This window comes from Cuspidothrix issatschenkoi CHARLIE-1, assembly GCF_002934005.1.
Classification (GTDB): domain Bacteria; phylum Cyanobacteriota; class Cyanobacteriia; order Cyanobacteriales; family Nostocaceae; genus Cuspidothrix; species Cuspidothrix issatschenkoi.
Genome location: NZ_PGEM01000081.1, coordinates 15,428 through 41,616 on the forward strand (window position 1 = coordinate 15,428; position 26,189 = coordinate 41,616).

At 39.1% G+C, this 26,189-nt stretch carries 28 protein-coding genes and 1 pseudogene; 21 read left to right on the forward strand and 8 right to left on the reverse strand.

The annotated features are described in order from the left end of the window. Positions 1-223: 223 nt before the first annotated feature. Positions 224-2,335, reverse strand: coding sequence for a bifunctional arginine dihydrolase/ornithine cyclodeaminase (argZ, locus tag CUN59_RS11950; RefSeq protein WP_104388054.1), 2,112 nt, complete (start codon positions 2,333-2,335; stop codon positions 224-226). A 273-nt stretch (positions 2,336-2,608) separates the two neighbouring features. On the opposite strand from argZ, the gene CUN59_RS11955 reads away from it, so the two are divergent. From CUN59_RS11955 to CUN59_RS11980, 6 genes are all read left to right on the forward strand, one after another. Then, entirely contained in the window at positions 2,609-2,791 is a 183-nt protein-coding gene (locus tag CUN59_RS11955) for an antitoxin family protein (RefSeq protein WP_104388055.1), read from the forward strand. A gap of 206 nt (positions 2,792-2,997) precedes the next feature. After that, positions 2,998-3,273, forward strand: a complete 276-nt coding sequence (locus CUN59_RS11960) for a hypothetical protein (protein WP_133164017.1) — start codon at positions 2,998-3,000, stop codon at positions 3,271-3,273. Positions 3,274-3,314: 41 nt separating this feature from the next. Then, complete coding sequence (locus CUN59_RS11965; protein ID WP_104388057.1) at positions 3,315-3,521, forward strand: hypothetical protein; 207 nt, start codon at positions 3,315-3,317, stop codon at positions 3,519-3,521. Positions 3,522-3,736: 215 nt separating this feature from the next. Further along, a complete protein-coding gene (locus CUN59_RS11970) occupies positions 3,737-3,967 on the forward strand; it encodes an HNH endonuclease signature motif containing protein (RefSeq protein WP_104388058.1) in 231 nt (76 codons plus the stop codon). Positions 3,968-3,982: 15 nt separating this feature from the next. Further along, on the forward strand, positions 3,983-4,312 hold the full coding sequence (locus tag CUN59_RS11975) for a toxin-antitoxin system HicB family antitoxin (protein WP_104388059.1): 330 nt from the start codon (positions 3,983-3,985) through the stop codon (positions 4,310-4,312). A gap of 42 nt (positions 4,313-4,354) precedes the next feature. Then, entirely contained in the window at positions 4,355-5,440 is a 1,086-nt protein-coding gene (locus tag CUN59_RS11980) for an ABC transporter ATP-binding protein (protein WP_104388060.1), read from the forward strand. Between the two features lie 3 nt (positions 5,441-5,443). Here CUN59_RS11980 and CUN59_RS11985 read toward each other — a convergent pair whose 3' ends face one another. The 3 genes from CUN59_RS11985 to CUN59_RS11995 all read right to left on the reverse strand — a co-directional run bounded on the left by CUN59_RS11985 (position 5,444) and on the right by CUN59_RS11995 (position 8,503). Next, entirely contained in the window at positions 5,444-6,325 is an 882-nt protein-coding gene (locus CUN59_RS11985) for an LptM family lipoprotein (RefSeq protein WP_104388061.1), read from the reverse strand. Positions 6,326-6,475: 150 nt separating this feature from the next. Further along, complete coding sequence (locus tag CUN59_RS11990) at positions 6,476-7,222, reverse strand: Uma2 family endonuclease (RefSeq protein ID WP_104388062.1); 747 nt, start codon at positions 7,220-7,222, stop codon at positions 6,476-6,478. Between the two features lie 318 nt (positions 7,223-7,540). Further along, complete coding sequence (locus tag CUN59_RS11995) at positions 7,541-8,503, reverse strand: M48 family metallopeptidase (RefSeq protein WP_104388063.1); 963 nt, start codon at positions 8,501-8,503, stop codon at positions 7,541-7,543. A gap of 292 nt (positions 8,504-8,795) precedes the next feature. On the opposite strand from CUN59_RS11995, the gene CUN59_RS12000 reads away from it, so the two are divergent. The 10 genes and pseudogenes from CUN59_RS12000 (at position 8,796) to menB (ending at position 18,393) form a co-directional block, all read left to right on the forward strand. Next, on the forward strand, positions 8,796-10,340 hold the full coding sequence (locus tag CUN59_RS12000) for a helicase C-terminal domain-containing protein (RefSeq protein ID WP_104388080.1): 1,545 nt from the start codon (positions 8,796-8,798) through the stop codon (positions 10,338-10,340). A 79-nt stretch (positions 10,341-10,419) separates the two neighbouring features. Then, positions 10,420-10,638: a DUF2839 domain-containing protein gene (locus CUN59_RS12005; RefSeq protein WP_104388064.1), complete on the forward strand. Its 219-nt coding sequence runs from the start codon at positions 10,420-10,422 to the stop codon at positions 10,636-10,638. Between the two features lie 69 nt (positions 10,639-10,707). Further along, entirely contained in the window at positions 10,708-11,454 is a 747-nt protein-coding gene (locus CUN59_RS12010) for a creatininase family protein (protein WP_104388065.1), read from the forward strand. A gap of 199 nt (positions 11,455-11,653) precedes the next feature. Then, the gene (gene msrB, locus CUN59_RS12015; protein ID WP_104388066.1) at positions 11,654-12,148 is read left to right on the forward strand and encodes a peptide-methionine (R)-S-oxide reductase MsrB; all 495 of its coding nucleotides are present in this window, start codon (positions 11,654-11,656) and stop codon (positions 12,146-12,148) included. Positions 12,149-12,280: 132 nt separating this feature from the next. Further along, on the forward strand, positions 12,281-12,619 hold the full coding sequence (locus tag CUN59_RS12020; protein ID WP_104388067.1) for a hypothetical protein: 339 nt from the start codon (positions 12,281-12,283) through the stop codon (positions 12,617-12,619). 350 nt (positions 12,620-12,969) lie between these two features. After that, positions 12,970-14,259 carry a glucose-1-phosphate adenylyltransferase gene (locus CUN59_RS12025; protein ID WP_104388068.1) on the forward strand — a complete coding sequence of 430 codons (1,290 nt, stop codon included), beginning with the start codon at positions 12,970-12,972 and terminating at the stop codon, positions 14,257-14,259. Positions 14,260-14,413: 154 nt separating this feature from the next. Then, positions 14,414-14,923, forward strand: a complete 510-nt coding sequence (locus CUN59_RS12035) for an AAA family ATPase (protein ID WP_104388069.1) — start codon at positions 14,414-14,416, stop codon at positions 14,921-14,923. A 340-nt stretch (positions 14,924-15,263) separates the two neighbouring features. Further along, positions 15,264-16,109 (forward strand): annotated as a pseudogene (locus CUN59_RS12040) (RNA-guided endonuclease InsQ/TnpB family protein); the annotation flags it as partial. Positions 16,110-16,157: 48 nt separating this feature from the next. Further along, positions 16,158-17,147: a DnaJ C-terminal domain-containing protein gene (locus tag CUN59_RS12045; protein WP_104388070.1), complete on the forward strand. Its 990-nt coding sequence runs from the start codon at positions 16,158-16,160 to the stop codon at positions 17,145-17,147. A gap of 412 nt (positions 17,148-17,559) precedes the next feature. Then, positions 17,560-18,393: a 1,4-dihydroxy-2-naphthoyl-CoA synthase gene (gene menB, locus CUN59_RS12050; RefSeq protein WP_104388071.1), complete on the forward strand. Its 834-nt coding sequence runs from the start codon at positions 17,560-17,562 to the stop codon at positions 18,391-18,393. 177 nt (positions 18,394-18,570) lie between these two features. Here the strand turns inward: menB and CUN59_RS12055 are convergent, their stop codons facing one another. Both CUN59_RS12055 and CUN59_RS12060 read right to left on the reverse strand, forming a co-directional pair. Next, positions 18,571-18,858, reverse strand: a complete 288-nt coding sequence (locus CUN59_RS12055) for a hypothetical protein (protein WP_104388072.1) — start codon at positions 18,856-18,858, stop codon at positions 18,571-18,573. Between the two features lie 358 nt (positions 18,859-19,216). Next, positions 19,217-19,759, reverse strand: coding sequence for a DciA family protein (locus CUN59_RS12060; RefSeq protein WP_104388073.1), 543 nt, complete (start codon positions 19,757-19,759; stop codon positions 19,217-19,219). A 182-nt stretch (positions 19,760-19,941) separates the two neighbouring features. Between CUN59_RS12060 and CUN59_RS12065 the strand changes: the two genes are divergently transcribed. From CUN59_RS12065 to CUN59_RS12075, 3 genes are all read left to right on the forward strand, one after another. After that, entirely contained in the window at positions 19,942-21,102 is a 1,161-nt protein-coding gene (locus CUN59_RS12065; protein ID WP_104388074.1) for a hypothetical protein, read from the forward strand. An 89-nt stretch (positions 21,103-21,191) separates the two neighbouring features. Further along, the gene (locus CUN59_RS12070; RefSeq protein WP_104388075.1) at positions 21,192-21,902 is read left to right on the forward strand and encodes a PspA/IM30 family protein; all 711 of its coding nucleotides are present in this window, start codon (positions 21,192-21,194) and stop codon (positions 21,900-21,902) included. Positions 21,903-22,061: 159 nt separating this feature from the next. Then, the gene (locus tag CUN59_RS12075; protein WP_104388076.1) at positions 22,062-22,829 is read left to right on the forward strand and encodes a PspA/IM30 family protein; all 768 of its coding nucleotides are present in this window, start codon (positions 22,062-22,064) and stop codon (positions 22,827-22,829) included. A gap of 7 nt (positions 22,830-22,836) precedes the next feature. On the opposite strand, the gene CUN59_RS12080 is transcribed toward CUN59_RS12075, so the two are convergent. Then, positions 22,837-23,097 carry a hypothetical protein gene (locus CUN59_RS12080; protein ID WP_104388077.1) on the reverse strand — a complete coding sequence of 87 codons (261 nt, stop codon included), beginning with the start codon at positions 23,095-23,097 and terminating at the stop codon, positions 22,837-22,839. 220 nt (positions 23,098-23,317) lie between these two features. Here CUN59_RS12080 and CUN59_RS12085 point away from each other — a divergent pair, with 220 nt between their 5' ends. Continuing rightward, complete coding sequence (locus tag CUN59_RS12085; protein WP_104388078.1) at positions 23,318-23,653, forward strand: thioredoxin family protein; 336 nt, start codon at positions 23,318-23,320, stop codon at positions 23,651-23,653. Positions 23,654-23,728: 75 nt separating this feature from the next. Further along, the gene (locus CUN59_RS12090; RefSeq protein WP_104388079.1) at positions 23,729-24,934 is read left to right on the forward strand and encodes an LL-diaminopimelate aminotransferase; all 1,206 of its coding nucleotides are present in this window, start codon (positions 23,729-23,731) and stop codon (positions 24,932-24,934) included. On the opposite strand, the gene nadC is transcribed toward CUN59_RS12090, so the two are convergent. Continuing rightward, a complete protein-coding gene (gene nadC, locus CUN59_RS12095; RefSeq protein ID WP_104388081.1) occupies positions 24,931-25,797 on the reverse strand; it encodes a carboxylating nicotinate-nucleotide diphosphorylase in 867 nt (288 codons plus the stop codon). The genes CUN59_RS12090 and nadC overlap by 4 nt on opposite strands. Positions 25,798-26,189: the final 392 nt, after the last annotated feature.

Consider the following 26,189-nt stretch of genomic DNA (forward strand, 5'->3'; position numbering starts at 1 on the left):
TTTTGAAATAGGCGTTGCTGAAACCAAGTATGAATTTAGGTGTAGAGACGTTCTGGCAGAAAGTCTCTACAGGGTTTAGATATCATCAAAACTCATTTTCAGACATCAAATTAGCAACGCCGAAAATGACAATTGCTGGCGGGCAAGACTTGTACTGAGCTTGTCCTTAGCGTAGCGTGGCGTTAGCCATAGTATGCCCACCCCACAATATTTATGATTGAAGCTAACCTACATTAGCAACATAAGGACTGGTCAATTTATCCAATTGCTGAATTAACAAACTGAGGAATAAACCCACATCCGTAACCACACCTACTGATTCTATTGAACCGCGATCGCTCAATTTTGTCACCACTGCTGGGTTAATATCTACACAAACCATCTTCACACCTGCGGGAGTCATATTTCCCACCCCAATAGAATGCAGCATAGAAGACAACATCAGAATCATATCTGCACCTTCAATGATTTTAGAATATTCCTGTTGTGCTAAAATCAGGTTCATTTGGGTATCGGGTAAGGGTCCATCATCCCGAATTGAACCAGCGAGGGAAAAAGGAATGTTATTTTTCACACATTCATACATGATCCCGCTTTTCACAACTCCGGCTTCTACAGCTTTAGCAATGCTACCAAAACGGCGGATAGTATTAATCACTTTCAAATGATGCCGATGTCCACCGCGTACGGCTACACCGCGCTTCATGTCCACACCGAGGGATGTTCCCAGCAGGTTTTGTTCCATGTCATGGACTGCGATCGCATTTCCGCCTAAAAGTCCTTGTACGTAACCTTCCCGAATCAGTCTGGATAAATGCTCACCGCCACCTGTATGAATCACAACTGGTCCAGCAGTGACAACTACTTTACCACCGCTATCCTTGATTTTACGTAATTCCCAAGCCACTTGTTCAACGACTAATTCCACCCGTCTTTCACTGGAAACACCGGAAGACATGAAGCTGAATTCTTGGGAGTTGCGTTGTTCGCGTGATTCAGCTTTGCGGACAGTGCGGATACCTAAAACATCAACAACTACTTTATCGCCGATTTCTAAATCCCGGAGTAGTTTACATTTCGCTACTATGCCATTAGGAGTTTGAGAAATAGCGATCGCTCCATCCATGCGTTGATTTTGCACTTTCAGCCATTCTCCATTTACCCGCACTTCTGTGGGATAAATCGTACTAACATAGAAATCATCAGGAGCAACACCCGCTTGTAAAACTGGTTCTAATTTGGAATCTCGTTCATCTTGGGGTAAATCTACCGCACCCAAATCAATCAACTGAGATATAATCTCTTCCATCACCTCATGGGATGGTGCGGATACCCTGACTTCAGCCGCAGATGTACTTTGACGTTGTTCTCCCAAGTTGAATTTCAGAACTTGGAAACTTCCCCCCATTTCCACAATTAAATCTAAAGCGCGGTTAATCAAACCTGCATCTAGCAAGTGTCCTTCCATGCGGATGACACGACTTTCTACAGATACATTAGCGTGAATTTCCTCGCCTATAGGTTCTGTTACCCGCAAAGTTAAGCATTTAGCCGCACCACCCGCTTTGAGAAATTCCGTTAATGGGGTTTCAATGACTTGGAAACCAACTTCTCCTAACCGTGATTTTAAGCTATCGCTGGCCTTGTTCATAATCACGATGCTTTCAATATTCACCGCATTACAAGCAAAATTAACCGCATCAGCTTCCGCGATAGCAATACGTTTCTCTGGTGCAACGCGCATCTCTATAACCCGATTGGAGTAAGAGTCAAACGCACCGGGATAATAAAGTAAATAACCATTTGTCAACGGACAGAAGCAAGTATCAAGATGATAAAATCTTTCATCCATCAACCGCAGGGAAATGACTTCAATATCTAGCCATTTAGCCAAGTATGGGTGAGAATCTAACTCAGAACGGAAACCGTAACCCGCCCATAACCAACGCCCTTCTCTATCTAAAAGCGCATCTCCTGCACCTTCAAAAGGTAAGTCTTTGGGAAGAGTGTAAACATTAAAACCATTATTTTCAAACCACTGTTGAAAATACGGTTCTTCTCCCTGCCGTTCTTTATGTAAAAAGCGACTCAGAACCACATTTTCACCAAGGATTAAACCCGCATTAGCACTGAATACCATGTCAGGCCAGCCTTTCTCCGGTGCAACTAAATCAACAATGGCGTGATTTTTGATAGCATTGTATAATTTATTCCACTGTTCTACAGCGCGATCGCGTGAGGACTTATGAATATTCCCTTCCATCCAAGGATTAATCACATAATCCACATCATAATGGTCAGGAGCGCACATCAAAAAACGAATTTGGGAAACCATAAAAATTTTACGAACTTCTAAAATGCTACTAATGTCTTCTGGATACAGAGTTTCGGTGTTCTAAATCTGTCAAATCTGCTACTAAATCCCTACTCTTGTCTCTTGCTAGGCTTTACAAGAATATCGTTATTATTCTATTACTGCTAGGGACAATGTGAGCGGTAACGTCACAAAGGTTGTGTTGTAATGTAATATTAACTTGTTAATTGATGGGTGACTCTGATTGTTGGCTGAACTTGCTCTACAATAATTAAATTATGGAGTTTTTTTATTATGCCCCCTACCCTAAAAGCAGTCTATCGTAACGGTACATTCATTTTGGAAACAGCCTGTAATTTACCTGAAGGTTCTGAGGTGGAATTACTCATCCAATCAAGTTCTGTTGTTTCACCTCCCATTTCCGATGTAGAAAGCAAACAACGTTTTCTCAAATCTCTAATTTCACGAATGCAGTAAAATCTGATTCCATTAAATGCACCTCATTTTAAACGGGAGATGCTGCATAAACGCCGTTGATACTAATATCTTAATTTATGCAACGCTCCCCGTGATCCTATCAAACAAAAAAATATTATCAAATTTCTTTACAAGATTGTTTTTTGGATGTATTCCATATTAAGATTGTATCATGACTTTCTTTTTACAAAATGGAGAACATAACTATGTTAGCTAATCATATCTCTCCACCAGAAATCAAAATTCTTAAAGAAGGAGAAGAGGTAATAAATTTATGGCCTATAGATTCAGGCTATCATGTTGTTATCAAGAATCAAAAAGGAGAAGTTTTCGTAATTTCCATAAGTTTAGATGAGAACAAAATGCCCAGAATTAACCAAACTCCTAACTTAGTAATTACTCACATAGATGAGACAAATGTTATGGAAGTTAGTACGGTGAAAGAAACTTCACAAGGAAAAGTAAAAGTAACTACTTTTTAGAAAAATTATCAGGTATTTCATATTCATAAAAGGTGTTAATCATGACTAAACAGTCGGAGAGAAATCGGGCAATTACTGTCAGAATTGATATGTTGACAGAAACGGAACAAGAAGAGATTTCTAGTGGAATAAAAAAACTAAAAAAACAAATTGCTCCAGAGGCAAGAGGAACTATAGTTGAAGGAGATATGAAATCTCTTCCCGCACAGGAATTGAAATTTCTTGATTCCAGTGATAGTGATGAATAACAGCCGATTAATGAGTTAAATTTCATCCCCCCCTTTTCTCTCAATGAAACATCAATCATTTAAAACATTTAGGATAGGGTCAGGACTTACGCAAAATAGAACGAAAGTAGGGGTAATTCATGAATTACCCCTAGGAAATAATCAGGGTTGCAGTTACATCTTGGGTAAGTCCTAAGGGGAATCAATAGTTTTTTAATGCTTAAGAAAATATCAAAATGGGCAAGCAACGACCTTACGAACATAGAAAAGTACAAAAGGAAGTTAAAGAAGTTGAAGGATATCAATGTATGGTGTGTGGAAAAATTACACAAAAAGCACATGGACATCATCTGATTCCTTACAGCGAAGGAGGAGAAGCTGATCTACAAAATATGATCACCTTCTGTCCAGAGTGTCATCGTAAGTATCATAGTGGTGAATTAAATATAGATATTGATAGGTTTTAATTTAGTGGAATAATAATGAGTAGATTAACACTGAGATTACCAGAAACACTACACCAACATTTAATCAAGTTAGCTGAAACTGAAGGTGTTTCTTTGAATCAATATATAGTTTATGCTTTAACTCGCCAAGCTGTATCCACAGAGTTTATTCAAGTAACATCAGAAAAAGAAATAATTGAGCAAGAACAGAGTTTTCAAACACTGTTACAAGGTTTAGGAACAGCTTCCGAAAGTCAAATTAAATCAGTTTTAGCTGAACGTGAAATAGTACAACCAGAAGCAGAATTAACTCCTGAAATTATTGCTTCTCTTCAACAAAAAATAACTAATTCAACAGGAATATGATAAAATAAATGCTGAATTAATAAGTAATTACCAAGTTCTACTATGGCAAAAGTTAAACTGGAAAATATTAAGCGAAAATTCAATAACGTCACCGCTATCGAAGATATTAACTTAGACATTCCTGATGGTGAATTTTGGGTTTTAGTTGGCCCTTCTGGTTGTGGTAAATCAACAATTTTGCGAACAATTGCAGGTTTAGAAACTGCCACATCTGGTAACTTATATATAGGCGATCGCTTAGTTAATGATATCCCAGCTAGAGCGCGGGATGTAGCTATGGTATTCCAAAATTATGCTTTATATCCCCATAAAACCGTAGCCGAAAACATCGCTTTTGGCTTACAAATGCGAAAAATTGATCCTAAAATCATTCAAGAAAGAGTATTAACTGTAGCTAGATCCCTAGCATTAGATCACCTTTTAGATCGCAAACCAAAACAGTTATCTGGGGGACAACAACAACGAGTAGCATTAGGGAGAGCGATCGCTCGTCAAGCACAATTATTTTTACTGGATGAACCCTTATCTAATTTAGATGCTCAATTGCGAGATGATACCAGAGCAGAATTAAAACAATTACATCAACAATTAGGAATAACGACAATTTATGTCACCCATGATCAAGTTGAGGCAATGACTTTGGCTGATAAAATCGTCGTGCTTAACCAAGGAAAAATTCAACAAATTGGTGACCCTCAAAGTATTTATGCGTTACCTGCTAATGAAATGGTAGCCAGTTTTTTGGGAAACCCTCCGATGAATATTCTCCATGCTATTTACAAAAATGATGGTTTTGATATTATTGGTCAGCTATTACCAATTCCTACCAACTTTCAACAGAATTTAAAATTGATCACAGGAGAAACTTATCATTTAGGAATACGCCCAGAACACATCAATATTACAGATAATATAGGAGGATTAACTGTAGAAATCAAAGTTGTAGAACCACTAGGAAGAGAAACTTTAGTGCGTGTGAGTTTACCAGGTTCTTCCAGCTTTATTAATGTGCAAATTGGTGGCAATATTCGGCTACATCCAGGACAAAAGCTAAATTTAGAATTAGACTTAAATCAGTTATTTCTATTTAACTCTAAAACTGGAGAGAGAATTTTTCCTCTATCATAAAACCTAATTACCAGATACAACTTTCAAATCTGTAGCTTTCAAAATTTCCTTAGTATTTTGTCGCACGATTAGAGTTGCAGTTGCATCACTTTTTTCAGTAATAGGTTGTTCTAAAATGTAGACATAATCTCCATTTGTCCAACCAGTAATACATTTACCATCTCGACAGGTCACTTTACCACCTGTTAAATCGAGACATTTTCCGTTAGCATCACACCCTTTATAACTGACATCTCCTGTACCATTTACCCCTTTCCAAGAGTCAGTATTACTTAAAGTAATCGTCCATTCACCATTACTTAAAGTTTGGGAATTACTACTTTTAGAATTGTCATTTGCTGATTCTTTTTCTCTATCTTCACTTATTAACTCCATTTTGGTAATAATGGATTCTTTGCGAGTTTTACCACAAGGTTCTGCACTTTCACAATCATTAACTGATTGGGTTTCATACACCAGACGGACTTTTTTATCAACAAACTTTTTATCCTGTTCGCAAATTTCAAAAGTCGCACCAAGGTTATGTTCAGTTCCTTTTTTATCTACTAAGGTAACGTAACACATTAAATCACCATTGACTAACTCCTTAACTGTACCTACTTTGGGTTTTTTACCTTCTTTTTTCTGATTTTTATTACTATCTACATTTTTACGGACAAGTGTTTTCTTAGATTCTGGATTATTTTCCTCCTCTTTTGTTTCTTTTTTAGAAGAAGATTCTTCTTCATCCTCTGTTTCAGTTGCTACGACTGGAGAAATTTCCGTTTGACTTTGTTTGACAGTATTACTTGCGTCTTCTTTAATTGTCTCCTTTGGTGTATTACCACAACCTATCAGAGATATACAGGTAAAAATTACAGCTATTGTAGGTATTATTTTTTTCATGGTAGAACATCCTGGGACTTACTCTTATTAAATACACCATATTTCATTACAATAACGGATAAGCTTCATGTTTCGTAACTTCATATTTTTTAATTTGTAGGGGTAAACCATGAACTAAACCCCTACAGGATAAATAACAAGATATTCTATCTAGTCTAAATCAGGTTCAACACCAAGCGATCGCAGTTGGGCAATTAATCTTTCTGTTTTTTGCCGTTCCTGTTCAGCTTTTTGTCGTTCTTGTTCTCTACTTGTTAAAACCCAATTACCGTTTTGATCATACCAACGTAACCAAGGCATTTCTACATCTTTATAACTTCCTTGCCACACTCCTAAACCTAATTCTATTTCTGGAATCCAAAACCGATCATTTGATAAATTTACTTCAGCATAACGAGCGCCATTTAACTGAAAAATTCTAAATTCAGATTGATAACGATCAAAAATGGCGTAATAGGGTATTCTTAAAATTTGTTCGTAAACTTCCCATTTAGCAGGAGGTTTTTCCACATCTCTTAATATTTGCCCTAGGTCTTCTTTTTCTGTTCCAGGTGAGAGTAATTCCACGACAATATGGGGGTTTACTCCTTCTTGCCACACTACATAACTCAACCTTAAATCTTGATTTTCATACAGATAGGGTACACCTAAAACTCCAAACCAATCTGGGCGTTTATACCATGAAGGATGACGCAAATCATAGTACAGATTCAGATCACTGCCTGTAAATATTTCTTGACTGGAATAATTTGGTGGATGGAATGTTTCTGCTAATAATTGCGGTTGCAATAAATGAAATTGATCTGGCAAACCAGGTTCCTCCGGGTCTTCGCTAGGAAGATCATACATTGTTGGTAATGTTTCTTTAGGGGAAAGTGGCGGATCTGTTTGATACATTCTTAACAATCCTAAAGATGGAATTTCTATTTCTATTATCTAGTAAGATGATACTGTTTGTGAACATGGTAACAAATTTTGTACATCTCTTCTTCTGGTCATTCCCATTCAAATGAGGTACAAGCAGTAATAATTGAACGCAGATAAACGCAGATAATTTTGTACCTCATTAGACTGAGAAACGCTATATACCAATTCTCTGTGAGGTTGCCCTATATTTCCGTAGGGGCAATTCATGAATTGCCCCTACAATGTATAATTTGACAAAAATATGATTATTACATCTTCATCCTAAACTCCTGAACTACTCAATTCTGACTAATCAGATTTTCTGATTTTGTTAATTTCTTGTTGTAATTTTTCGATTTCCTTGCGTAATGCTTCCGCTTCATAATCGGGTGTTTCTGGGGTAACATTGACTGAGCCAGATGCAGGAGATTTTTGATAGTTTCCGCGTTTGATTTGTTGATATTCTGCTGATACTGCCCAACTGCGTAAATAATGTAATCTTTCTACCGGAAAAGGATGACTCAGCATCATACCTTGAGCGCCATTGTAAAGGAGAAACTTATATACTTGATTTAGTCCATCCTCATCTAGTGCTTGATATTTTTCCGACTGTTGAATAAATTCTTGTAAACTACATTCATGGGCATATTTATGACTACCGCCAGAAATTTTCATCATAGATGTCATGACTGGGTTTAAATCATCCATGACTAATAAAGCCGCCCGATCTGCGGATAATTCAGCTTTGCGTCGCCACTCAAAAAAGGCATAAATCAAAGCTTGACTGACAAAATTACCTAAACCAAAGGTTAATTCACCAATAGCTTCAGCCGCACTCATCGCCCATATCGCCATTTGAATTAAAATAGTATGACCACATTTAATATGTCCCAGTTCATGAGCTAATACTGAGCGAATTTCTTCTTCATTCAGTAAATCTAGTAACCCAGTGTTAACGACTATGTAAGGATTTTCTTGTCCTAGCGCATAACTATTAACTTGGGGATTTTGGGAGATGAACAGCGCGGGTTCTGGATAAATGTCCAAATCTCGCACACATTCCCGAAACATCTGGTAAATGGTGGAATATTGGCGAGGTCCGACTTGAATGGAATTACCCATTAAATAGACGAGTTGAGGACGTTCGTAGATAAATTCTACAAATTTACGAGCGATTAAATCAAACCCTGGTAAGCTGCGTAGAGCTTCCTCTGCTTGGCGATCTAGGGGATGTTTAAAGGCTTCACTGGAAATTCCTGGATAAGTTGGCATAATTTTAGGAGAATAGGTGAATGGTCAATCAATTTTGGATTGACAATTTTGGATTTTGGACTGACTCCACCCTACAGTGTGGAACTTCTCTGATTTTAGATTAGCGATTTTGGCATTAGTTCCGCCTTGAAGAGGCCGGGGCTTATACCGAAAATTCCCAATCCAAAATCTAAAATCCAAAATCTAAAATTTTTCGGTCATTAGGATAATTGACAACTGACAACTAACTAATGACAACATAATAAAAATGAGTTCGTACGGAAAAAACCAATTTTTATGGAACGAAAAGCGCGTGATTGAGGCAGAAGTTCATTTGTCATTGCATAACTTCCTGCGATCGCAGGACGGGTTTCCTTCCTGGCCCCATCATTTGACTATGGCTAGGTTGGTAGCACGCGCTTTGCGTTTAGGACGTAGTGCTTTAATTCAAGTCGGGGCGGTTTGTGGACATCAAGGGCGATATCGCACCAGTTTTATCGCCTCTGCTTTAATGTGGCACGGTTCTGTAATTATTGTCACTACCGAAACTGTCCAACAACGTTTGTTAAAGGTGGAAATTCCCCGACTGCAACAATGGCTACCAGCAAATAAGCCCATTAGAACTGGTGACGCTTGGCCAAGTCCTGATTTTCAAGGTTTGCTGTTAACTTCCCCCCAAGCTTGGTTAAAAGCACAATTGGCTAATAATAATCAATTTCCTGCCAATATTCCCACAATTATTGATGGTGTTGATGATTTAGAAGATTGGGTTCGTTCTGAACTTACTCAAAGCATTGAACCCCATGATTGGGATCAATTAATGCTGGCTTATCCCTACCAAGCGGAAACAATTCGGGAAGTTAGGGTAGAACTGACATATAAATTATTCCAACATCCAGAAAATCCCTATCATTGTTATCTAATTTCTCAGCCAGAAATCGAGATTTTACAAGATTTATATTTAGCTTTAGATAAAAATTATCTTCCCGATGCTTGGCGCGATTTTTGGCAACAATTCCAACAGTTAGAAAACTCTTCTTGTTCACCGCTATTTTGGTCAACTATTGCCCGTCGTCAAGGTTTATTTTCTTTACATTCTGCCCCCATTGAATTGAGCAAAATTCTCGCCCCAATTTGGCAACGTCAACCTGTAGTTTTAATTGGTAGTGCTTTAGAACCAGAAACGGAGGCATCTTTATTTCGCCAACGCTTGGGTTTAGAAGATGTGACTTGCTTGAAATTTGCCCCGGATAATCAAGGGGAAGCAATTCAATTGTATGTACCCTATAAGCTACCTTTACCAAATACACCGGAATTTGAACCAGCTTTAATTCATCAAGTTCGCACTTTAGTATGTTTAAGTGCCACTGCACCAGGCATGACAGTAATTTTAGTGGGAGATGTGCCACTCAAAGGTAAGGTGGGGGCAATTTTAGCTTCGGAATTTGGCTCACGGGTGCAAGTGGAAAAAACTTGTTTAGATGAAAATGGGATTTTGATTAGTGGTTGGGAATTTTGGCGATCGCATCAAGGAGTTTTACCCGCACCACGATTATTAATTATTGCCACTTTACCCTTACCATCCTTAGAAAATCCTTTGGTAGCGGGGAGAGTTGCTCATTACAAGCGATCGCACCAAGATTGGTTTCGTCTGTATTTGTTACCCACAGCCATGAATGAATTACAAAGAGCGATCGCACCTGTCCGCGAAACCCAAGGTATTGTTGCCTTACTAGATAGTCGTGTCGTGAACCGCAGCTATGGATCTCAAATTCTCTCTTCTCTCAGCCCTCTGGCAAGGTTAAACTATCTCGATCCCAGTTTATTCTCCTCTGTACATGAAGATGATTCTGCTTAATTACTGGCATAATCACCGACCAACGACTAATTTCTATTAAAATCTAAATTGAACACTCCAACAAGCAAATTATCAAATTATGGGTGAAGCAAAACGGCGTAAAAACACATTGGGAGAAGAATACGGCCAAGACACCACCAAAATCCTACCTTGGGTTCCCATCACCAAAACCCAAGCTTCACAATTTGTATCTATCACAACTCGTGGTGCATGGATAGGTATTGGCATGATGGTTGTTGTTTGGGTAACAATCCGTTTTATCGGGCCCGCCTTTGGTTGGTGGGAAACTGTTGGGTAATAGTTGACTGTTGACTGGGAAAAAACATTCTCCCCTGAACTCTTGAACTCCTGAACCTCTCAAATAAAAATGCTCTTACATTTAAGCACTTGGCCGGAAGTTGAAACTTATTTACAAAAGTCCCAAGGAATTATTTTACCCATTGGTTCAACAGAACAACATGGCCCAACGGGATTAATTGGCACTGATGCGATTTGTGCAGAATCTATATCCAAGGGTGTTGGCGAAGCAACTCAAGCAATGGTAGCTCCAACAATTAATGTAGGTATGGCATTGCATCATATTGCATTTCCAGGTACAATTAGTTTACGTCCTAGCACTTTAATTTTAGTAATTAAAGATTATTTAACTTGTTTAGTCAAAGCTGGTTTTACCAAGTTCTATTTTATTAATGGACATGGGGGAAATATTGCCACTTTAAAAGCAGCTTTTTCGGAAACTTACGCTCATTTAGAAGATTTACAAATTCCCAATTCCTCAAAAGTGCAATGTCAAATTGCTAATTGGTTTATGGGTAGTTCCGTGTACAAACTAGCTAAAGAACTCTATGGAGATCAAGAAGGTTCTCATGCTACCCCCAGCGAAGTAGCTGTTACCCAATATGTTTATCCAGAAGCAATTAAAAAAGCATATCTTAATCCAGAAGTTGCTGGTGGACATAAAATTTATAGTGCTGTTGATTTTCGTTTACGTTATCCAGATGGCCGTATGGGATCAAATCCTGATTTAGCAACTTCAGAACATGGTAAGCAATTTTATGATTTAGCTGTAGAGGAATTAAGTAAAGGGTATTTAGAGTTTCTAAAACAGGAATAGATGAACTGTTGAATAAGTCCCGACAGGTGATGAACACACCGCAAAATTTTAGATTAAAAAAATTTGGTGCAAGTCTCGACCTTGAGGACGGAAAAATACTCGCCGCGCTGTGTACGCTTCGCTAACGTAAATCCAAAATCTAAAATCCGAAATCCAAAATCTATTCACCAAGAACCGAGAAAATAGCAAATAATAAATTATGGACAAACGCTATTTTTTGCAAATGAGCGCTGTATTACTCGGCGCATCCTTTTTTTCTCAGTATATCAATGGGAGTTCAGAATCTATGGCAACATCTAATACAGAATTTGCAGTTACAAAAACGGAGGAAGAATGGAAAAGTATCCTCACACCAGAACAGTTTCGGGTATTGCGGAAACATGGTACAGAACCATCCCATAGCAGTCCATTAGATAAAGTATATGAACCTGGTACTTATGTCTGCGCTGGTTGTGGACAAGCTTTGTTTACTTCAGATACCAAGTATAATAGCCGTACTGGCTGGCCAAGCTTTTTTAAGCCCATTGAAGGAGCGATCGCTACCACTGTAGATCGATCATTTTTCATGACCAGAACAGAAGTTCATTGTAGTAATTGTGGTGGACATTTAGGTCATGTCTTTAATGATGGGCCACAACCAACTGGTGAACGCTACTGTATGAACGGTGTATCCTTGCAGTTTATAGCTGCATAGGATTAGCAATTCTTAATTTTCACAGGGGGTTTAAACCCCTTGTTTTATTCCCTAGAAAGCAAGAAATTGTAATATAGCAGGTAGTGTTTACATGAAATTTTTGCATAAGAAGAGCCAGTAAGGATTAAATTAATGCAAGTTCTCAAAAGATCCATCAAGCCAGAAAATTATATATCATTTCTCTACACCTACCCAACCACTTGGGGTACTGCTGGTGATATTTGTTTAGTGCGTGAATCTGTGGCTAAATCTAGTGGATCGAAATTCATCGGCCGCAGAATCCAACTAGCTATTCCCAAAGGCATGGAACGTGATTATTTAGTAAATATGCCTATAATTAAAGTCGCAGGTCATGTCGGTGAAGGACATCCTAAAGATCCCCAGTCAGAATGGGAAGCTTATGATGGTGTAGATCCAGAAATAGCCAGTGCTGTACTGAAGATTTGGGGTTTTAAGTTAGTTGAATTGTAAGGGAGTTTAGCTTAAACATTTTCATGTTTGAGCTTCCCCTAGTGCGTATTCTATGAATTTATGCATAATAATAATTTAACTATATGCTATTATACCTATTAAGACTAGGACATTAACTAGGGCGGAACGTCTCTAAAACAAATAATCAAGCGCATCTTCATCCAGAAATATACAGTATCTTCCCCAACATCAAAGACAGCGACTATTATAGATAGTACATGAGTTCTATTTTATCCAATTGACCACTATCTCAAAAATTCTTCCTCAAGATTCTTTGATCCCCCTTTATCAGTTGCTACATACAGTCCTAAACTGTAGATGAGAGTTAAAAGGCTGTCGGGAGAAATTTTGTGAAAAAAGTTTTAGCAATTATTCTTGGTGGGGGTGCAGGTACTCGGCTTTATCCGTTAACCAAACTTCGCGCCAAGCCAGCAGTGCCAGTAGCTGGGAAATATCGTTTAATAGATATCCCTGTTAGCAACTGTATCAATTCAGAAATATTCAAAATCTACGTTCTTACTCAATTTAACTCCGCCTCCCTGAATCGTCACATTACCCGTGCTTACAACTTTAGTGGGTTTAGTGATGGGTTTGTAGAAGTGTTAGCAGCACAACAAACCCCAGAAAATCCTAATTGGTTTCAGGGTACGGCTGATGCTGTGCGTCAGTACATCTGGATGTTACAAGATTGGGATGTAGAAGAATTTCTGATTCTTTCGGGTGATCACCTTTACCGCATGGATTATCGTCAGTTTATCCAGCGTCATAGAGACACAAATGCTGATATTACCTTATCCGTAATTCCCATTGATGATCGTCGTGCCTCGGATTTTGGCCTGATGAAAATTAATGAATCCGGTAGAGTAATTGACTTCAGCGAAAAACCCAAGGGTGAAGCTTTAGCGCAGATGCGTGTTGATACCACCGTATTGGGATTAACAAAAGAACAAGCCGAATTACAGCCATATATCGCCTCCATGGGGATTTATGTCTTTAAAAAAGATGTTCTGATTAAGTTGCTAAAAGAATCTTTAGAACGGACTGATTTTGGTAAAGAAATTATTCCTGATGCAGCTAAGGATCACAACGTTCAGGCCTTCTTATTTGATGACTACTGGGAAGATATTGGAACAATTGAAGCTTTTTATGAAGCTAATTTAGCCCTAACTCGGCAACCTCTCCCACCCTTTAGCTTCTACGATGAAGCAGCGCCAATTTATACCCGCGCTCGTTACTTACCACCCTCCAAACTGTTGAATTGCCAAATCACAGAATCTATGATTGGCGAAGGTTGCATTTTGAAAAATTGCCGCATTCAACATTCAGTTTTAGGAGTAAGATCACGGATAGAATCAGGATGTATCATTGAAGAATCCCTGATCATGGGTGCTGACTTCTACCAACCATCTGTAGAACAGCAATGCAACATCCAAGAAAAAGAGATTCCCGTGGGTATTGGTACAGACACCATGATTCGCCGTGCCATCATTGATAAAAATGCCCGCATCGGTCACAATGTGAAAATTATCAATAAAGACAACGTTCAAGAAGCGGAACGGGAAAATCAAGGTTTCTACATCCGTAGCGGTATTGTGGTTGTTCTCAAAAATGCTGTCATTCCTGATGGGACGATTATTTAATTAGTGGTAATTGGTAATTGGTAATTGGTGATTGGTGATTGGTGATTGGTAATTGGTAATTGGTAAGTAATTATACTCTGTTACCTCTTAACTGTCACCTGTCACCCTTCGGCTGATGCTCACGACAAAGCCTGTAACCTGTCACCTCTTCCCTATGACTAAATTAATTCTTCTAATTGGTCTTCCTGGTAGCGGTAAATCAACTTTAGCAAAACAATTACTGAGAGAATGCCCTCAGATGGGATTAATTTCTACAGATGCCATCCGGGGGCAGCTTTTTGGTTCAGAAGCAATTCAAGGGGCTTGGGCGCTAATTTGGCGTGAACTGGAACGACAATTAGAACAGGCTGTAACAGCAGATCAAAAAGTAATTTTTGATGCTACTAACGCCCAGAGGCAAAATCGCCGGGAGGTGATTAAACTATTCCGTGATTGTGGCTTTAGTCAGATTACGGGGATGTGGGTGAGAACTCCACTATGGCTATGTTTAGCACGAAATCAAAGACGCGATCGCCAGGTTCCTGAAGAGGTAATTTTCCGCATGCACCGTCAACTGCAGGACGTTCCCCCCAACACAGAAGAAGGAATAGATGAGCTTATTTGCTTTTCACCATGGCAGGAGTACGGGAATTTCGCTGCTACATTCAGCGAGAACCCCACTTGATTTTGAGGATTATTTGTTAACTTAATAATCAGAACTTTTTGCCTGGTATTTACAGGACTTACGCAAACCCGAAGGAAAGCAGGGGTAATTCGTGAATTACCCCTACAAAAGAATAAGGGTTTCAGTTGCATCTCCCCTAAGACCTAATTTAGCTTAACCGACTTCAAGCCCCACGACTGACCCAAAGGGCAGCGTGGGATGAATGGTGCGCGAATTAACGACAGTTTTTCAACCAAAGCGACAGCGTTCGCGCAGCGTCTCGAAGAGAGGGAAAAAAACATGGAGTCAATTCACAAATCTTGTATTATACTATTTTATAATAAATACCTTTCACTCTAATATGTTAAGAGTAGTCAAAGTCAGATTATATCCAAATCCCCAACAACAGCAATCATTAGCACAAGCTTTTGGTAGTTGTCGTTGGCTATGGAATTATTTTTTGAATTTGATGAACCAAACATATAAAGAGACTGGAAAAGGTCTGTCTGGGTACGAGGTTAAAAAGATAATTCCTCAGCTAAAGAAAGAACATGATTGGTTATCACTAACTTATTCTCAGTGCTTGCAACAAGTCTGTTTAAATCTGGGAGTTGCTTTTAATAATTTCTTTGAAAAAAGAGCTAAATACCCCAAGTTTAAATCTAGGCATGGTAAGCAGTCTATTCAGTACCCTCAAAATGTCAAGGTTGCCGATAATCAATTAATTCTACCCAAGATAGGAAAAGTATCAGCAATTATCCACCGAGAAATTGAAGGGAAAATTAAAACTGTAACTATCACCAAAAATTGTAGTGAACAATATTTCGCTGCCATTTTATTTGAAGATGGCAAAGAAAAGCCAGAATCAATTGCAGAAGGTAAAGCAATAGGTATTGATTTGGGGTTAACTCATTTTGCAATTACCAGTGATGGTTCTAAGTTTGATAACCCCAGGATACTAAATAAACATGAAAAAAACTTAAAAATAAAACAACAGCAATTATCTAGAAAACAAAAAGGCTCTAACAACCGAAATAAAGCCAGAAAGAAAGTTGCTAGAGTTCACAGAAAAATAACTAATTGTAGAGAAGATTTTCTCCATAAACTATCTCGTAGGATAGTTAACGAAAGCCAAGTTATTGTGGTAGAAAATCTTCAGGTTAAAGGTATGATGCAAAATCACTGCCTAGCCAAATCTATTCAACAATATATCTTAGCAAAAACATAACGTAAATTACTATTAGGAGGCTGGTAGATGGCTGCAACCGACTTTAAAGATTATTATGCAATATTAGGAATTAGTAAAACTGCCACAGGCGAAGAAATTAAACAAGCATTTCGCAAACTAGCGCGTAAATATCATCCTGATGTTAACCCCAACAACAAACAGTCCGAAGCGAAATTCAAAGAAGTCAATGAAGCTTATGAGGTTTTATCTGATCCAGAAAAACGCAAAAAATATGATCAATTTGGTCAATATTGGAAACAAGCAGACCAGGGTTTCCCCGGTGGTGGTTTTAGTCCGGATATGGGCGGTGTTGACTTTGGCCAATACGGCAGTTTTAATGACTTTTTAACTGAATTATTTGGTGGTGCAGGCCCCCGCAGCAGCCGACAAAGTTACTCCCATCGGACTTCCACAGCTAGACCAGGTGAGGGTTTTGGTGGTTTTAACGATTTTAGTTTTCAAGATCCGAGTGCTCGTGGATCACAAGATACTGAAGCTATTATTAGTTTAACTTTTGCTGAAGCATTTTCTGGTGTGCAAAAACGGTTTAGTTTGGGAAATGAAACCATTGATGTGCGTATTCCTGCTGGTGCTAAAGCTGGTACTCGTTTACGGGTGAAGGGTAAAGGCCAAATTAACCCCATGAATCAACAACGGGGCGATTTATATTTAAAGGTAGAATTACAACCGCATAGTTTTTTCCAAATAGAAGGTGATAACCTGCTGTGCGAAGTATTAATAACTCCTGATGAAGCAACTCTAGGGGCATCCATTGATGTTCCTACACCCGATGGCCAGGTTAATGTCAAATTACCTGCGGGAGTCCGTTCTGGTCAATCTCTGCGGTTACGTGGTAAGGGTTGGCCTATATCTAAAGGTGGACGGGGTGATCAATTTGTGAAAGTGGGGATCGCTCCACCCAAAGAACTCACCGCCCAAGAACGGGAATATTACGAAAAAATCCGATCTATTCGTACTTATAACCCTCGCAGTCATCTGGCACAAGTGAAATTGTAATTAGGGTTTGGGGTTAACAGTTCTAACCCACATTCCGCAGATGTGAATCAGACTATCGATATTTTGGAAAAATCCCAGCCAGAAAAATTTTATCTACCTGTTTTTTCTGGTTGAGTCTAACTTTATCTACCAGAAAATAGAGAATATTATGAAAATTAATTTCACGAGGTTTTCAAATAGATTATCTTTCTTGATTAGTCCCGTTTTGTCACTCTCGGAAAACAATAATCGAATCCATCTTTTGTAATTCTTATTTCATCAAAGTTTAGCACTTTTTTATTTATTAAAAAATAAAATTGCTGGATAAAATGTCAAACCTAAAGCCCTGTAAACCTTCAGGTACTCCATTTTCCCAATCTGACAAAATAGGGCTATTCCCTGCTATATTAGAATATTTGTAAATTTTAAGAATATGCAACCCGATTGGAAAACCGTTAAAACCTACGAAGATATCATCTATCAAAAAAGCGACAGTATCGCCAAAATCACCATTAACCGTCCCCATAAACGTAACGCTTTCCGTCCTAAAACCGTATTTGAACTATATGAGGCTTTTTGGGATGCTAAGGAAGATACAAGTGTTGGTGTAGTCTTATTTACTGGCACAGGTCCTCATACAGATGGTAAATATGCCTTCTGTTCAGGTGGTGATCAAAGTGTGCGTGGTGAAGCAGGTTATATGGATGATGCGGGTATTCCTCGTTTAAACGTCTTAGATTTGCAACGTCTGATTCGTTCCATGCCTAAAGTCGTCATTGCTCTAGTAGCGGGTTATGCTATTGGCGGAGGTCATGTTTTACATCTAATTTGTGACTTAACCATAGCTGCTGATAACGCCATTTTTGGGCAAACTGGCCCCAAAGTAGGTAGTTTTGATGGTGGTTTTGGTGCTAGTTATCTAGCTAGAATAGTAGGGCAAAAAAAAGCACGGGAAATATGGTTTCTCTGTCGTCAATATAATGCCCAAGAAGCCTTAGAAATGGGGTTAGTTAATACAGTAGTCCCCATAGAACAACTAGAAACAGAAGGGATAAAATGGGCGCAAGAAGTCTTAGAGAAAAGTCCCATTGCCATTCGTTGTCTGAAATCAGCATTTAACGCAGACTGCGACGGACAAGCGGGTTTACAAGAACTTGCTGGTAACGCTACTCTTCTTTATTACATGACCGCAGAAGGTGCAGAAGGAAAACAAGCCTTTTTGGAAAAGCGTCCCCCTAACTTCCGGGATTTTCCCTGGTTGCCTTAAAATTGTTAATTTATACCAAAATCGCACCTATGAGGAAGGTGCGATTCCTAGGTCGCGCTTCGCTATCTCTAAAAAGATCAAAATTGGCAACACGAAAAATTGGTGAGTCAAATCTTAATTGAAGTGAACAGAAAATAATAGGTGATTCAATTGGTATTGTAGGCTTTGATTTTGTATCTATTGTCTTACGGAAGTAGGAATATCTTCAGAACAGACAACAGTAAACGGCTCTAAATCGGCCGGAAGACTTTGAGCAGAAGAAAATGTAGTTCTTGCCACTGGTAAACTCCAAGCATCTTCCAGAGTTTCCCAAGAAGGCGCAAAAGCTGCTATAGCCAAAGGACAGGCTTTCCAAACTCCTTGAACTGGTGCGCTCAACTTTTCACACATACCACCACGACGACCTTCTGGTTGGTAATGACGACAATAACGACAGGTAGATGTTAAACCCTTAATTGTTTTCATGTGCCTTCATCTTCAGTACCGTTTAGGATTAGTTATCATATTTATATATTGTGCTTCTTAATGAAAATGGGGATCAACGGCAACAAAATATGATTGGCTCTGGGTTCCAGGCATTTTTGTTAGTAAAATAACTTTATGATGTTTTTATATTCTTGTTATATTTGTAAACGTTTCCTATAGTGGCTACATATTCTCTTTAGACTAAAACCCGCTGGGGATCAAGGTCAAAACTTGGATTTTAGATTTCCTTCCTATTAGAAAACCCCACTTTAGATAGATTAAACCTCAGTATTTATTGCTTTATTAACTCAATCTTCCACCAGAGTTAAATATTTTCAGTAAAAACCACAAACAAAATTTACCGCAATAATTTATTAGCACACAGAGAACAAAGATCCCACCGTTGAAGTTCACCTGGTGGAGTTGGACATTGACATTCAGGACATAAAGGCAGATGATGCGATCGCTCTTGCATCATTTTCGCCCAATTCTCAAAAGCCCTCTGGGGATTTTCAGCATTGGGTATAAATCTCTTACCAGTTCTATCATCAGGAACATAACTGGGGTGTTCTGATGCCAAAACATTTGTTTGTGTTCCCATCTTTCCTAAATTAGTCCATTCTGCTGTGGAAAAACGCATATCTACCAAAGACGCAGACAGCTTATGATTTAACTTCATCAGTATGGTTCTCCGTTGAAAAGTCAAATTTTGCGCCCATGCAGCACTAGAAGTTGCCACCCACAAAACATCACGTTGAATTGATACAGGACGAGTTTCCACCCCTACCTTAGCCCCTACAACCTCCGTCCAACACTTCAGTAACCTTGGAAATAAATCTTGTTCCCATATTGCAGATTTTTGAATACTGGCTAAAATATCATCAATTGACTTAAAAGACATAGAGGACTCCAGTTTTAAGTATACTTAGAACTTATTTTCGCTAATATAACTGTAGCCAGGAGGATTAGGACATTATTGATCCTTAAAACCTAATAACAGCAAGAGTTTCACCCTTGCCTTCTCCTATATATTCACAATTAATTAATCTCATCTATCCTTCTCATACCAATCACAATTCTTTTATGAGTCATCCCAACTCTTCTTCAACCCCAGAATTAAATCCTACCCTATCTACAGCACTAGCTAGTTTAGAAGTACAGTTAGAACAAGAATTAACCCGATATAGACGCACACGCAAAACTTTTCGGCAACAAACATCAGTAAGTACAGAAGCTTATATCCGAATTCCTAAAAACCCCGACTTAAATGATATTCAACTTCCAGTAGTACCTCCCACAGCAACTCAAGCAATTAGTCTCCCCCAAGAATTAACAATCCCAGAAGTACAGGAAAATCCTATTCCTGAAAATGTAGCAATATCTAATAGCAGTATTGTCCACACCAAAATTCAAACCCCTGAAAACCAAACTCTTCTAGCAACAAATAATACTCCCCAAATACCAAATGACTATTTAGAATCTAGTGAAGGACTTTTACGCAATCTCACAGGGGGACAAGAAACTAAAAAAACTAATGTTCCCAAATCTCGTGAGACTGTTTTATCACCCGTCGGTATTACTTCAATTTTCTGCCTATTATTAGCAACCTTGACATTAAGTTATGTCATTTTCAATCCCAAAAACTTACCTAAACTTAATTTCAGTAACGCATTCAATAGTAATTCATCATCAACTGGAGAGAACACAGAGGTAACAAACAATAATTCTCCAACAAATATAGAAGCAAAAATTACTCCCATACCTAAATATCCTAATTTAGCAACCCAGGAATTTCGCCAAGTCAGGGATCCTCAAGATATCGTAGATTTAACACCCAAAGAAAAACCCACTAGCCAAAGCAAACCCACTCCCTTAACTATTCAACCATCCGTTAATCCCATTCCTCCCTTACCAGTCATTTCACCCCTCCCTAGTTTACTTTCCACGCCTTTACCAAAATTTACACCCAGTCCATTACCACTTTCGGAAAATGTAAAACCCTCACCTAGTGCATTATCAATTCCCGAAAATGTGAAACCTTCAGCAGATGGGTACTATTACATTATTGCTGATAATAAAAATGAACAAGTTTTCGCTACAGCACGGCGAGAAGTTCCTGATGCTTATTTATCACCAAATCGCAAATTTATTTATTTAGGCGCACTTAAAACTAAATATGATGTTAAACGGAGATTGCAGCAATTAGAAGCGAAAGGCATTGAAGCACGGTTACAACAGCCTTAAACCATGTAAAATTTTAAAAAACTGGAGATGATTTAGGATGAGAGGATCACCAACTTCACAGTCCCCTAAATGACTAAAGTAGAGTTAACATGGAAGTTATTAAACGTATTTTACAGGTGATTCGCGCCAATGTTAACAGTTTAGTTAGCAATCCAGAAGATCCAGAAAAAATTCTGGAAAAAGCTTTCATGGAGATGCAGGAGAATTTGGTGCAATTGCGTCAAGGTGTAGCCGCAGCGATCGCCACCCAAAAGCGTACAGAACGTCAAGCCGCCGCCGCCGCATCCCAAGCAGAAGAATGGCATCGTCGCGCTCAATTATCCTTGCAACAAGGTAATGAATCTCTAGCACGGGAAGCCCTCACCAAGCGCAGATTTTACCAAGAAGCCGCCACAACCCTCACTAACCAAATTCAGCAGCAGCAAGATATCGTCGCCAAATTAAAACAGGATATGCGGACTCTAGAGCTAAAACTCGCTGAAGTCAAAACTAAAAAAGATATGTATATTGCTCGCGCACGTTCCGCTAAAGCATCCTATCGGCTGCAAGAAATGTTGACGGGAACTTCTGATACATCAAGTTTAGGTGCATTAGAACGCATGGAAGAAAAAGTTTTACAGATAGAATCCCAATCAGAAGCTATGAATTTACTGGGTAGTGACGATCTAGAACGAAAAATTGCTTCCTTAAATGCTGATCAGGACATTGATACAGAACTCACCGCCATGAAAACTTATATACTAGAGCAAGGTCAAAATTCTCAGGCAAATCACCAATTACCAACCAACCCACCATCTTAACTTTTGCTGGTGAATATAGCTAATGGATAGGCCGATGATTCAAAATAAAAAAAGATAGTAATTCAGACTGGAAAAACTACATTGGCATAGGTAGCTATTAATATAGTAGAAAAGCTAACTATAACCAAGCGCGTAAACCTCAACAGGAAAAATAAATTTATGGGATTATTTGATCGTCTTAAACGAGTTGTTAGTTCTAACCTGAACGACTTGGTAAATAAAGCCGAAGATCCAGAAAAAATGCTTGAGCAAGCTATCCTGGAAATGCAGGAGGATCTCGTCAAGTTGCGTCAAGGTGTAGCCCAAGCCATAGCAGCACAAAAACGTACAGAAAAGCAATATAATGATGTACAAACTGAAATTAATAAATGGCAACGTAACGCTCAACTAGCTTTGCAAAAAGGTGACGAAAACCTAGCTCGCCAAGCACTAGAGCGCAAAAAAACTTGTACGGAAACATCTACAGCCCTTAAAACTAGTCTTGATCAGCAAAATATTCAAGTAGATACCCTTAAAAAGAATTTAATCCAGCTAGAAAGCAAAATTTCTGAAGCCAAAACTAAGAAAGAGATGCTCAAAGCTCGTATTACTGCGGCCAAAGCCCAAGAACAATTGGGAAATATGGTTAGTGGCATGAATACAAGTAGTGCTATGGCTGCATTTGAACGCATGGAAGAAAAGGTGTTAATCCAAGAAGCTCGCGCTCAGTCTACCGCAGAACTAGTAGGCGCGGATTTAGATCACCAATTTGCTAGTTTAGAAGCTAGTAGTGATGTTGATGATGAGCTAGCAGCCCTCAAAGCATCCTTAGCACCCGCACCCGAACGACCACAACTAACCCCAGGACAACCAACAAATACAGCTAAACCTGCTCAACCAGTTGATGCTGATTTAGAAGCCCTACGCAAACAATTAGATAACCTGTAATTAATCTCTAGTTTTTGCCAACAATTCCACTAACTTCATCCCACACATCCCAGTTGTGGGATTTTGTTTCATTTATAGTAAATCTAAAACATAACGCAAGTAGGGGTAATTCATGAATTACCCCTCCCAAAGATATATTTTGCGTAAGTCCATTTAGGACTAACTCACAACTTGACACTCCCCGGTCTAAAGACACGGGGATTCTACATTCATCGTCAAAACTTGGCTTTTCCAGGTTTGCACCCTTACGGGTTCGCCAGTCACTCATGGGGGAAACCCCCAAGACCGCGCTGGCTCACCAAGTAGAGTAGAGGCTTTAACTCCTGTAGCGTTACTTTGGGGATGCTCTGGTTACTGAGCGATAGCTTGCATGGAGTAGCCATAGGCGATGAAATCTTCCTGTCTTCATAGTTCATTTAATTCTCAGATTGGGATAGAGTATTTTGTAAACCAAGTGGATCAATATATACCAATTTATGGAGACCATAATGAATAAGGGTGTAATCACTATTACTGATGCTGAGTTTGAAACCGAAGTATTACAAGCCGAACAGCCTGTATTAGTCTATTTTTGGGCTTCCTGGTGTGGTCCTTGTCAATTAATGTCACCAGTGATGAATTTAGCGGCAGCTACTTATAGCGATCGCCTCAAAGTTGTCAAAATGGAAGTAGATCCTAATCCAGTCACCGTTAAACAATATCAGGTAGAAGGTGTCCCTGCCCTCAGACTCGTCAAGGGAGATCAGCTATTAGAATCTACAGAAGGAGTAATTAATAAGGAGAAATTACTCAGTCTTTTAGATCAGCATTTAAATAATAATTAGTTCTCAGTCAGTGATCAAAAATCATCGAGTTTTGATCACTGACTCATAATTAATGACCAATAACTAATAATTAAAATGCAATTTGCGACCCGGTTACAACCCTTAAAATCTAATGTCTTTGCTGATATGGACACATCCAAGTCCATAGCTTTAGCTGCTGGTAGAGAATTAATTGATTTATCTTTGGGATCTTCAGACCTCTCAGCCGCTAATCATGTCCTAGAAGCGATCGCCCAATCTCTCTATGATCCTAGCACCCACGGCTACTTACTATTTCGTGGTACTCAGGGTTTCCGTCAAGCCGCAGCCCAATGGTATGAACAAAAATTTGGTATCCCAATTGACCCAGAAACCGAAGTTTTACCCCTCATTGGTTCTCAAGAAGGAACAGCACACATCCCTTTAGCTGTACTTAACCCCGGTGACTTCGCTTTATTACTAGATCCTGGTTATCCCTCCCATGCAGGAGGAGTTTACCTAGCTAGTGGGCAAATTTACCCCATGCCATTAACAGCAGAAAACGATTTTTTACCGGTTTTTAATGATATTCCCGCCCCGGTTTTAGCCCAGTCTCGCTTAATGGTATTGAGCTATCCTCACAATCCTACCAGCGCGATCGCACCTTTATCTTTCTTTCAAGAAGCAGTAGTCTTTTGTCAACAACATAATATAGTTCTCGTTCATGATTTCCCCTACGTAGATTTAGTCTTTTCAGAAGAAACCCAAAATCCAAAATCTAAAATCCAAAATCTAAAATCCTCTGTTCCCTCAATTTTGCAAGCTGATCCTGAAAAAAGCATCTCAATTGAATTTTTCACTCTTTCCAAGTCCTATAATATGGGTGGTTTCCGCATTGGTTACGCAATTGGGAATCCGCAATTAATTCAAGCACTCAAGCAAATCAAAGCCACCGTTGATTTTAACCAATATTTAGGAATTCTAAACGGAGCGATCGCCGCCCTTACCGGACCTCAAGATAGCGTTAAATCTGCCGTTGATATTTTTCGTCAACGCCGTGACACCTTCATCCAAGCCTTACACCGTATCGGCTGGAACGTCCCCACGCCCCAAGCCACAATGTACATTTGGGCAAAATTACCTCCCCAATGGAGTCATAATTCCATTGAATTTTGCACCGAATTAGTTAGACAAACAGGTGTAGCTGCTTCCCCAGGAGTCGGTTTTGGTAAATTTGGCGAAGGATACGTTCGCTTCGCATTAGTCCAAAAACCAGAAATATTAGAAATTGCCGTCGAAAGAATTGCTCAATTTCTCCATTAATCCATTCTCATACTCAAATCCAACCACCTAGACTGAGTAATAGGCGCACTCGTAGAAATATAATCAACTCCAGTTTCCGCCACAGCGCGAATCGTCTCTAAAGTCACATTTCCTGAAGCCTCAATTTTCACCCTACTGTCAGCCTCACGAATTAGCAACACAGCCTCATTCATCATTTCTACAGGCATATTATCCAACATAATAATATCGGCCTTGTACTTTAAAGCTTCCCGCACCTGTGCCAAACTTTCCGTCTCGATCTCAATAGTCAGTGGATAAGGAATGTGACACCGAACGCGGGAAATAGCTTCCCCAATACCCCCAGCCGCCACAATATGATTATCCTTAATCATCACCGCATCATCCAATCCCATCCGGTGATTAATCGCACCACCCAAGGCCGTCGCGTATTTTTCCAAAATTCTCAAACCTGGCGTAGTTTTGCGCGTATCCACCAACTGAGCAGGCAAATCCGATATTTTCTCTACATATAGATTAGTCAACGTAGCAATTCCACTCAACCGCATCGCCAAATTTAACGCTACCCTTTCCCCCATCAACAACGTATCCAGGGAACCATTAAGTTCTGCTACCACCTGTCCAGGTTCACATTTTTCCCCCTCAGCAGTGATATTAACAAAATTAACTTGATCATTCAAAAGCTGAAACACTCTAGCTGCAATCGGCAAACCAGCAATTATCCCTGGTGCTTTCCCTATCCACCGAGCTTTACTCCTCGTAGAATTTGGCAATAGCAGAGATTGAGTAGTGCGATCGCCCCTACCAATATCCTCCAACAACCAACTTTGCAACAATTGATCCAGCACCAAAAACGGTGGTAGCACAGCCACAGAACTCTTCATATCATCTGCAATATCTACAGCCACTCAACAATATCAATAATTTTGTGAATACTCAAAAAAACATCACAGTTGGACTTCAACCTAAGCACTTACCACCAGCCAAACCATAATTTTTAGAAATTTTAACAGCCATAACTCTTATTTCACAAGAGTTACAGACAAAATCGCTAACTCACCCCAAAAAAAGATTGAAAAAGTAGTTGACATTCTAAAGGAGGTTCGATATATTAAATAAGTGCCTGAAGCGAAGCGAAGACAAAGCCACGCCGAGAGCGCACCGAACCTTGAAAATATTATAGTTTGAAAGACAGTATACAACAAGTACCTGCGTCAAGTAAAGAAAATGATAGGACTGAAGTAAAAAACAGTCGAAAAGAGCAACAAACTCAAAA

Coding starts and splice junctions, on each gene's coding strand:
- argZ (WP_104388054.1), bottom strand. CDS start 2,335: ATGGTTTCCCAAATTCGTTTTTTGATGTGCGCTCCTGACCATTATGAT.
- CUN59_RS11955 (WP_104388055.1), top strand. CDS start 2,609: ATGCCCCCTACCCTAAAAGCAGTCTATCGTAACGGTACATTCATTTTG.
- CUN59_RS11960 (WP_133164017.1), top strand. CDS start 2,998: ATGTTAGCTAATCATATCTCTCCACCAGAAATCAAAATTCTTAAAGAA.
- CUN59_RS11965 (WP_104388057.1), top strand. CDS start 3,315: ATGACTAAACAGTCGGAGAGAAATCGGGCAATTACTGTCAGAATTGAT.
- CUN59_RS11970 (WP_104388058.1), top strand. CDS start 3,737: ATGGGCAAGCAACGACCTTACGAACATAGAAAAGTACAAAAGGAAGTT.
- CUN59_RS11975 (WP_104388059.1), top strand. CDS start 3,983: ATGAGTAGATTAACACTGAGATTACCAGAAACACTACACCAACATTTA.
- CUN59_RS11980 (WP_104388060.1), top strand. CDS start 4,355: ATGGCAAAAGTTAAACTGGAAAATATTAAGCGAAAATTCAATAACGTC.
- CUN59_RS11985 (WP_104388061.1), bottom strand. CDS start 6,325: ATGAAAAAAATAATACCTACAATAGCTGTAATTTTTACCTGTATATCT.
- CUN59_RS11990 (WP_104388062.1), bottom strand. CDS start 7,222: ATGTATCAAACAGATCCGCCACTTTCCCCTAAAGAAACATTACCAACA.
- CUN59_RS11995 (WP_104388063.1), bottom strand. CDS start 8,503: ATGCCAACTTATCCAGGAATTTCCAGTGAAGCCTTTAAACATCCCCTA.
- CUN59_RS12005 (WP_104388064.1), top strand. CDS start 10,420: ATGGGTGAAGCAAAACGGCGTAAAAACACATTGGGAGAAGAATACGGC.
- CUN59_RS12010 (WP_104388065.1), top strand. CDS start 10,708: ATGCTCTTACATTTAAGCACTTGGCCGGAAGTTGAAACTTATTTACAA.
- msrB (WP_104388066.1), top strand. CDS start 11,654: ATGGACAAACGCTATTTTTTGCAAATGAGCGCTGTATTACTCGGCGCA.
- CUN59_RS12020 (WP_104388067.1), top strand. CDS start 12,281: ATGCAAGTTCTCAAAAGATCCATCAAGCCAGAAAATTATATATCATTT.
- CUN59_RS12035 (WP_104388069.1), top strand. CDS start 14,414: ATGACTAAATTAATTCTTCTAATTGGTCTTCCTGGTAGCGGTAAATCA.
- CUN59_RS12045 (WP_104388070.1), top strand. CDS start 16,158: ATGGCTGCAACCGACTTTAAAGATTATTATGCAATATTAGGAATTAGT.
- menB (WP_104388071.1), top strand. CDS start 17,560: ATGCAACCCGATTGGAAAACCGTTAAAACCTACGAAGATATCATCTAT.
- CUN59_RS12055 (WP_104388072.1), bottom strand. CDS start 18,858: ATGAAAACAATTAAGGGTTTAACATCTACCTGTCGTTATTGTCGTCAT.
- CUN59_RS12060 (WP_104388073.1), bottom strand. CDS start 19,759: ATGTCTTTTAAGTCAATTGATGATATTTTAGCCAGTATTCAAAAATCT.
- CUN59_RS12065 (WP_104388074.1), top strand. CDS start 19,942: ATGAGTCATCCCAACTCTTCTTCAACCCCAGAATTAAATCCTACCCTA.
- CUN59_RS12070 (WP_104388075.1), top strand. CDS start 21,192: ATGGAAGTTATTAAACGTATTTTACAGGTGATTCGCGCCAATGTTAAC.
- CUN59_RS12075 (WP_104388076.1), top strand. CDS start 22,062: ATGGGATTATTTGATCGTCTTAAACGAGTTGTTAGTTCTAACCTGAAC.
- CUN59_RS12080 (WP_104388077.1), bottom strand. CDS start 23,097: ATGAGTGACTGGCGAACCCGTAAGGGTGCAAACCTGGAAAAGCCAAGT.
- CUN59_RS12085 (WP_104388078.1), top strand. CDS start 23,318: ATGAATAAGGGTGTAATCACTATTACTGATGCTGAGTTTGAAACCGAA.
- CUN59_RS12090 (WP_104388079.1), top strand. CDS start 23,729: ATGCAATTTGCGACCCGGTTACAACCCTTAAAATCTAATGTCTTTGCT.
- nadC (WP_104388081.1), bottom strand. CDS start 25,797: ATGAAGAGTTCTGTGGCTGTGCTACCACCGTTTTTGGTGCTGGATCAA.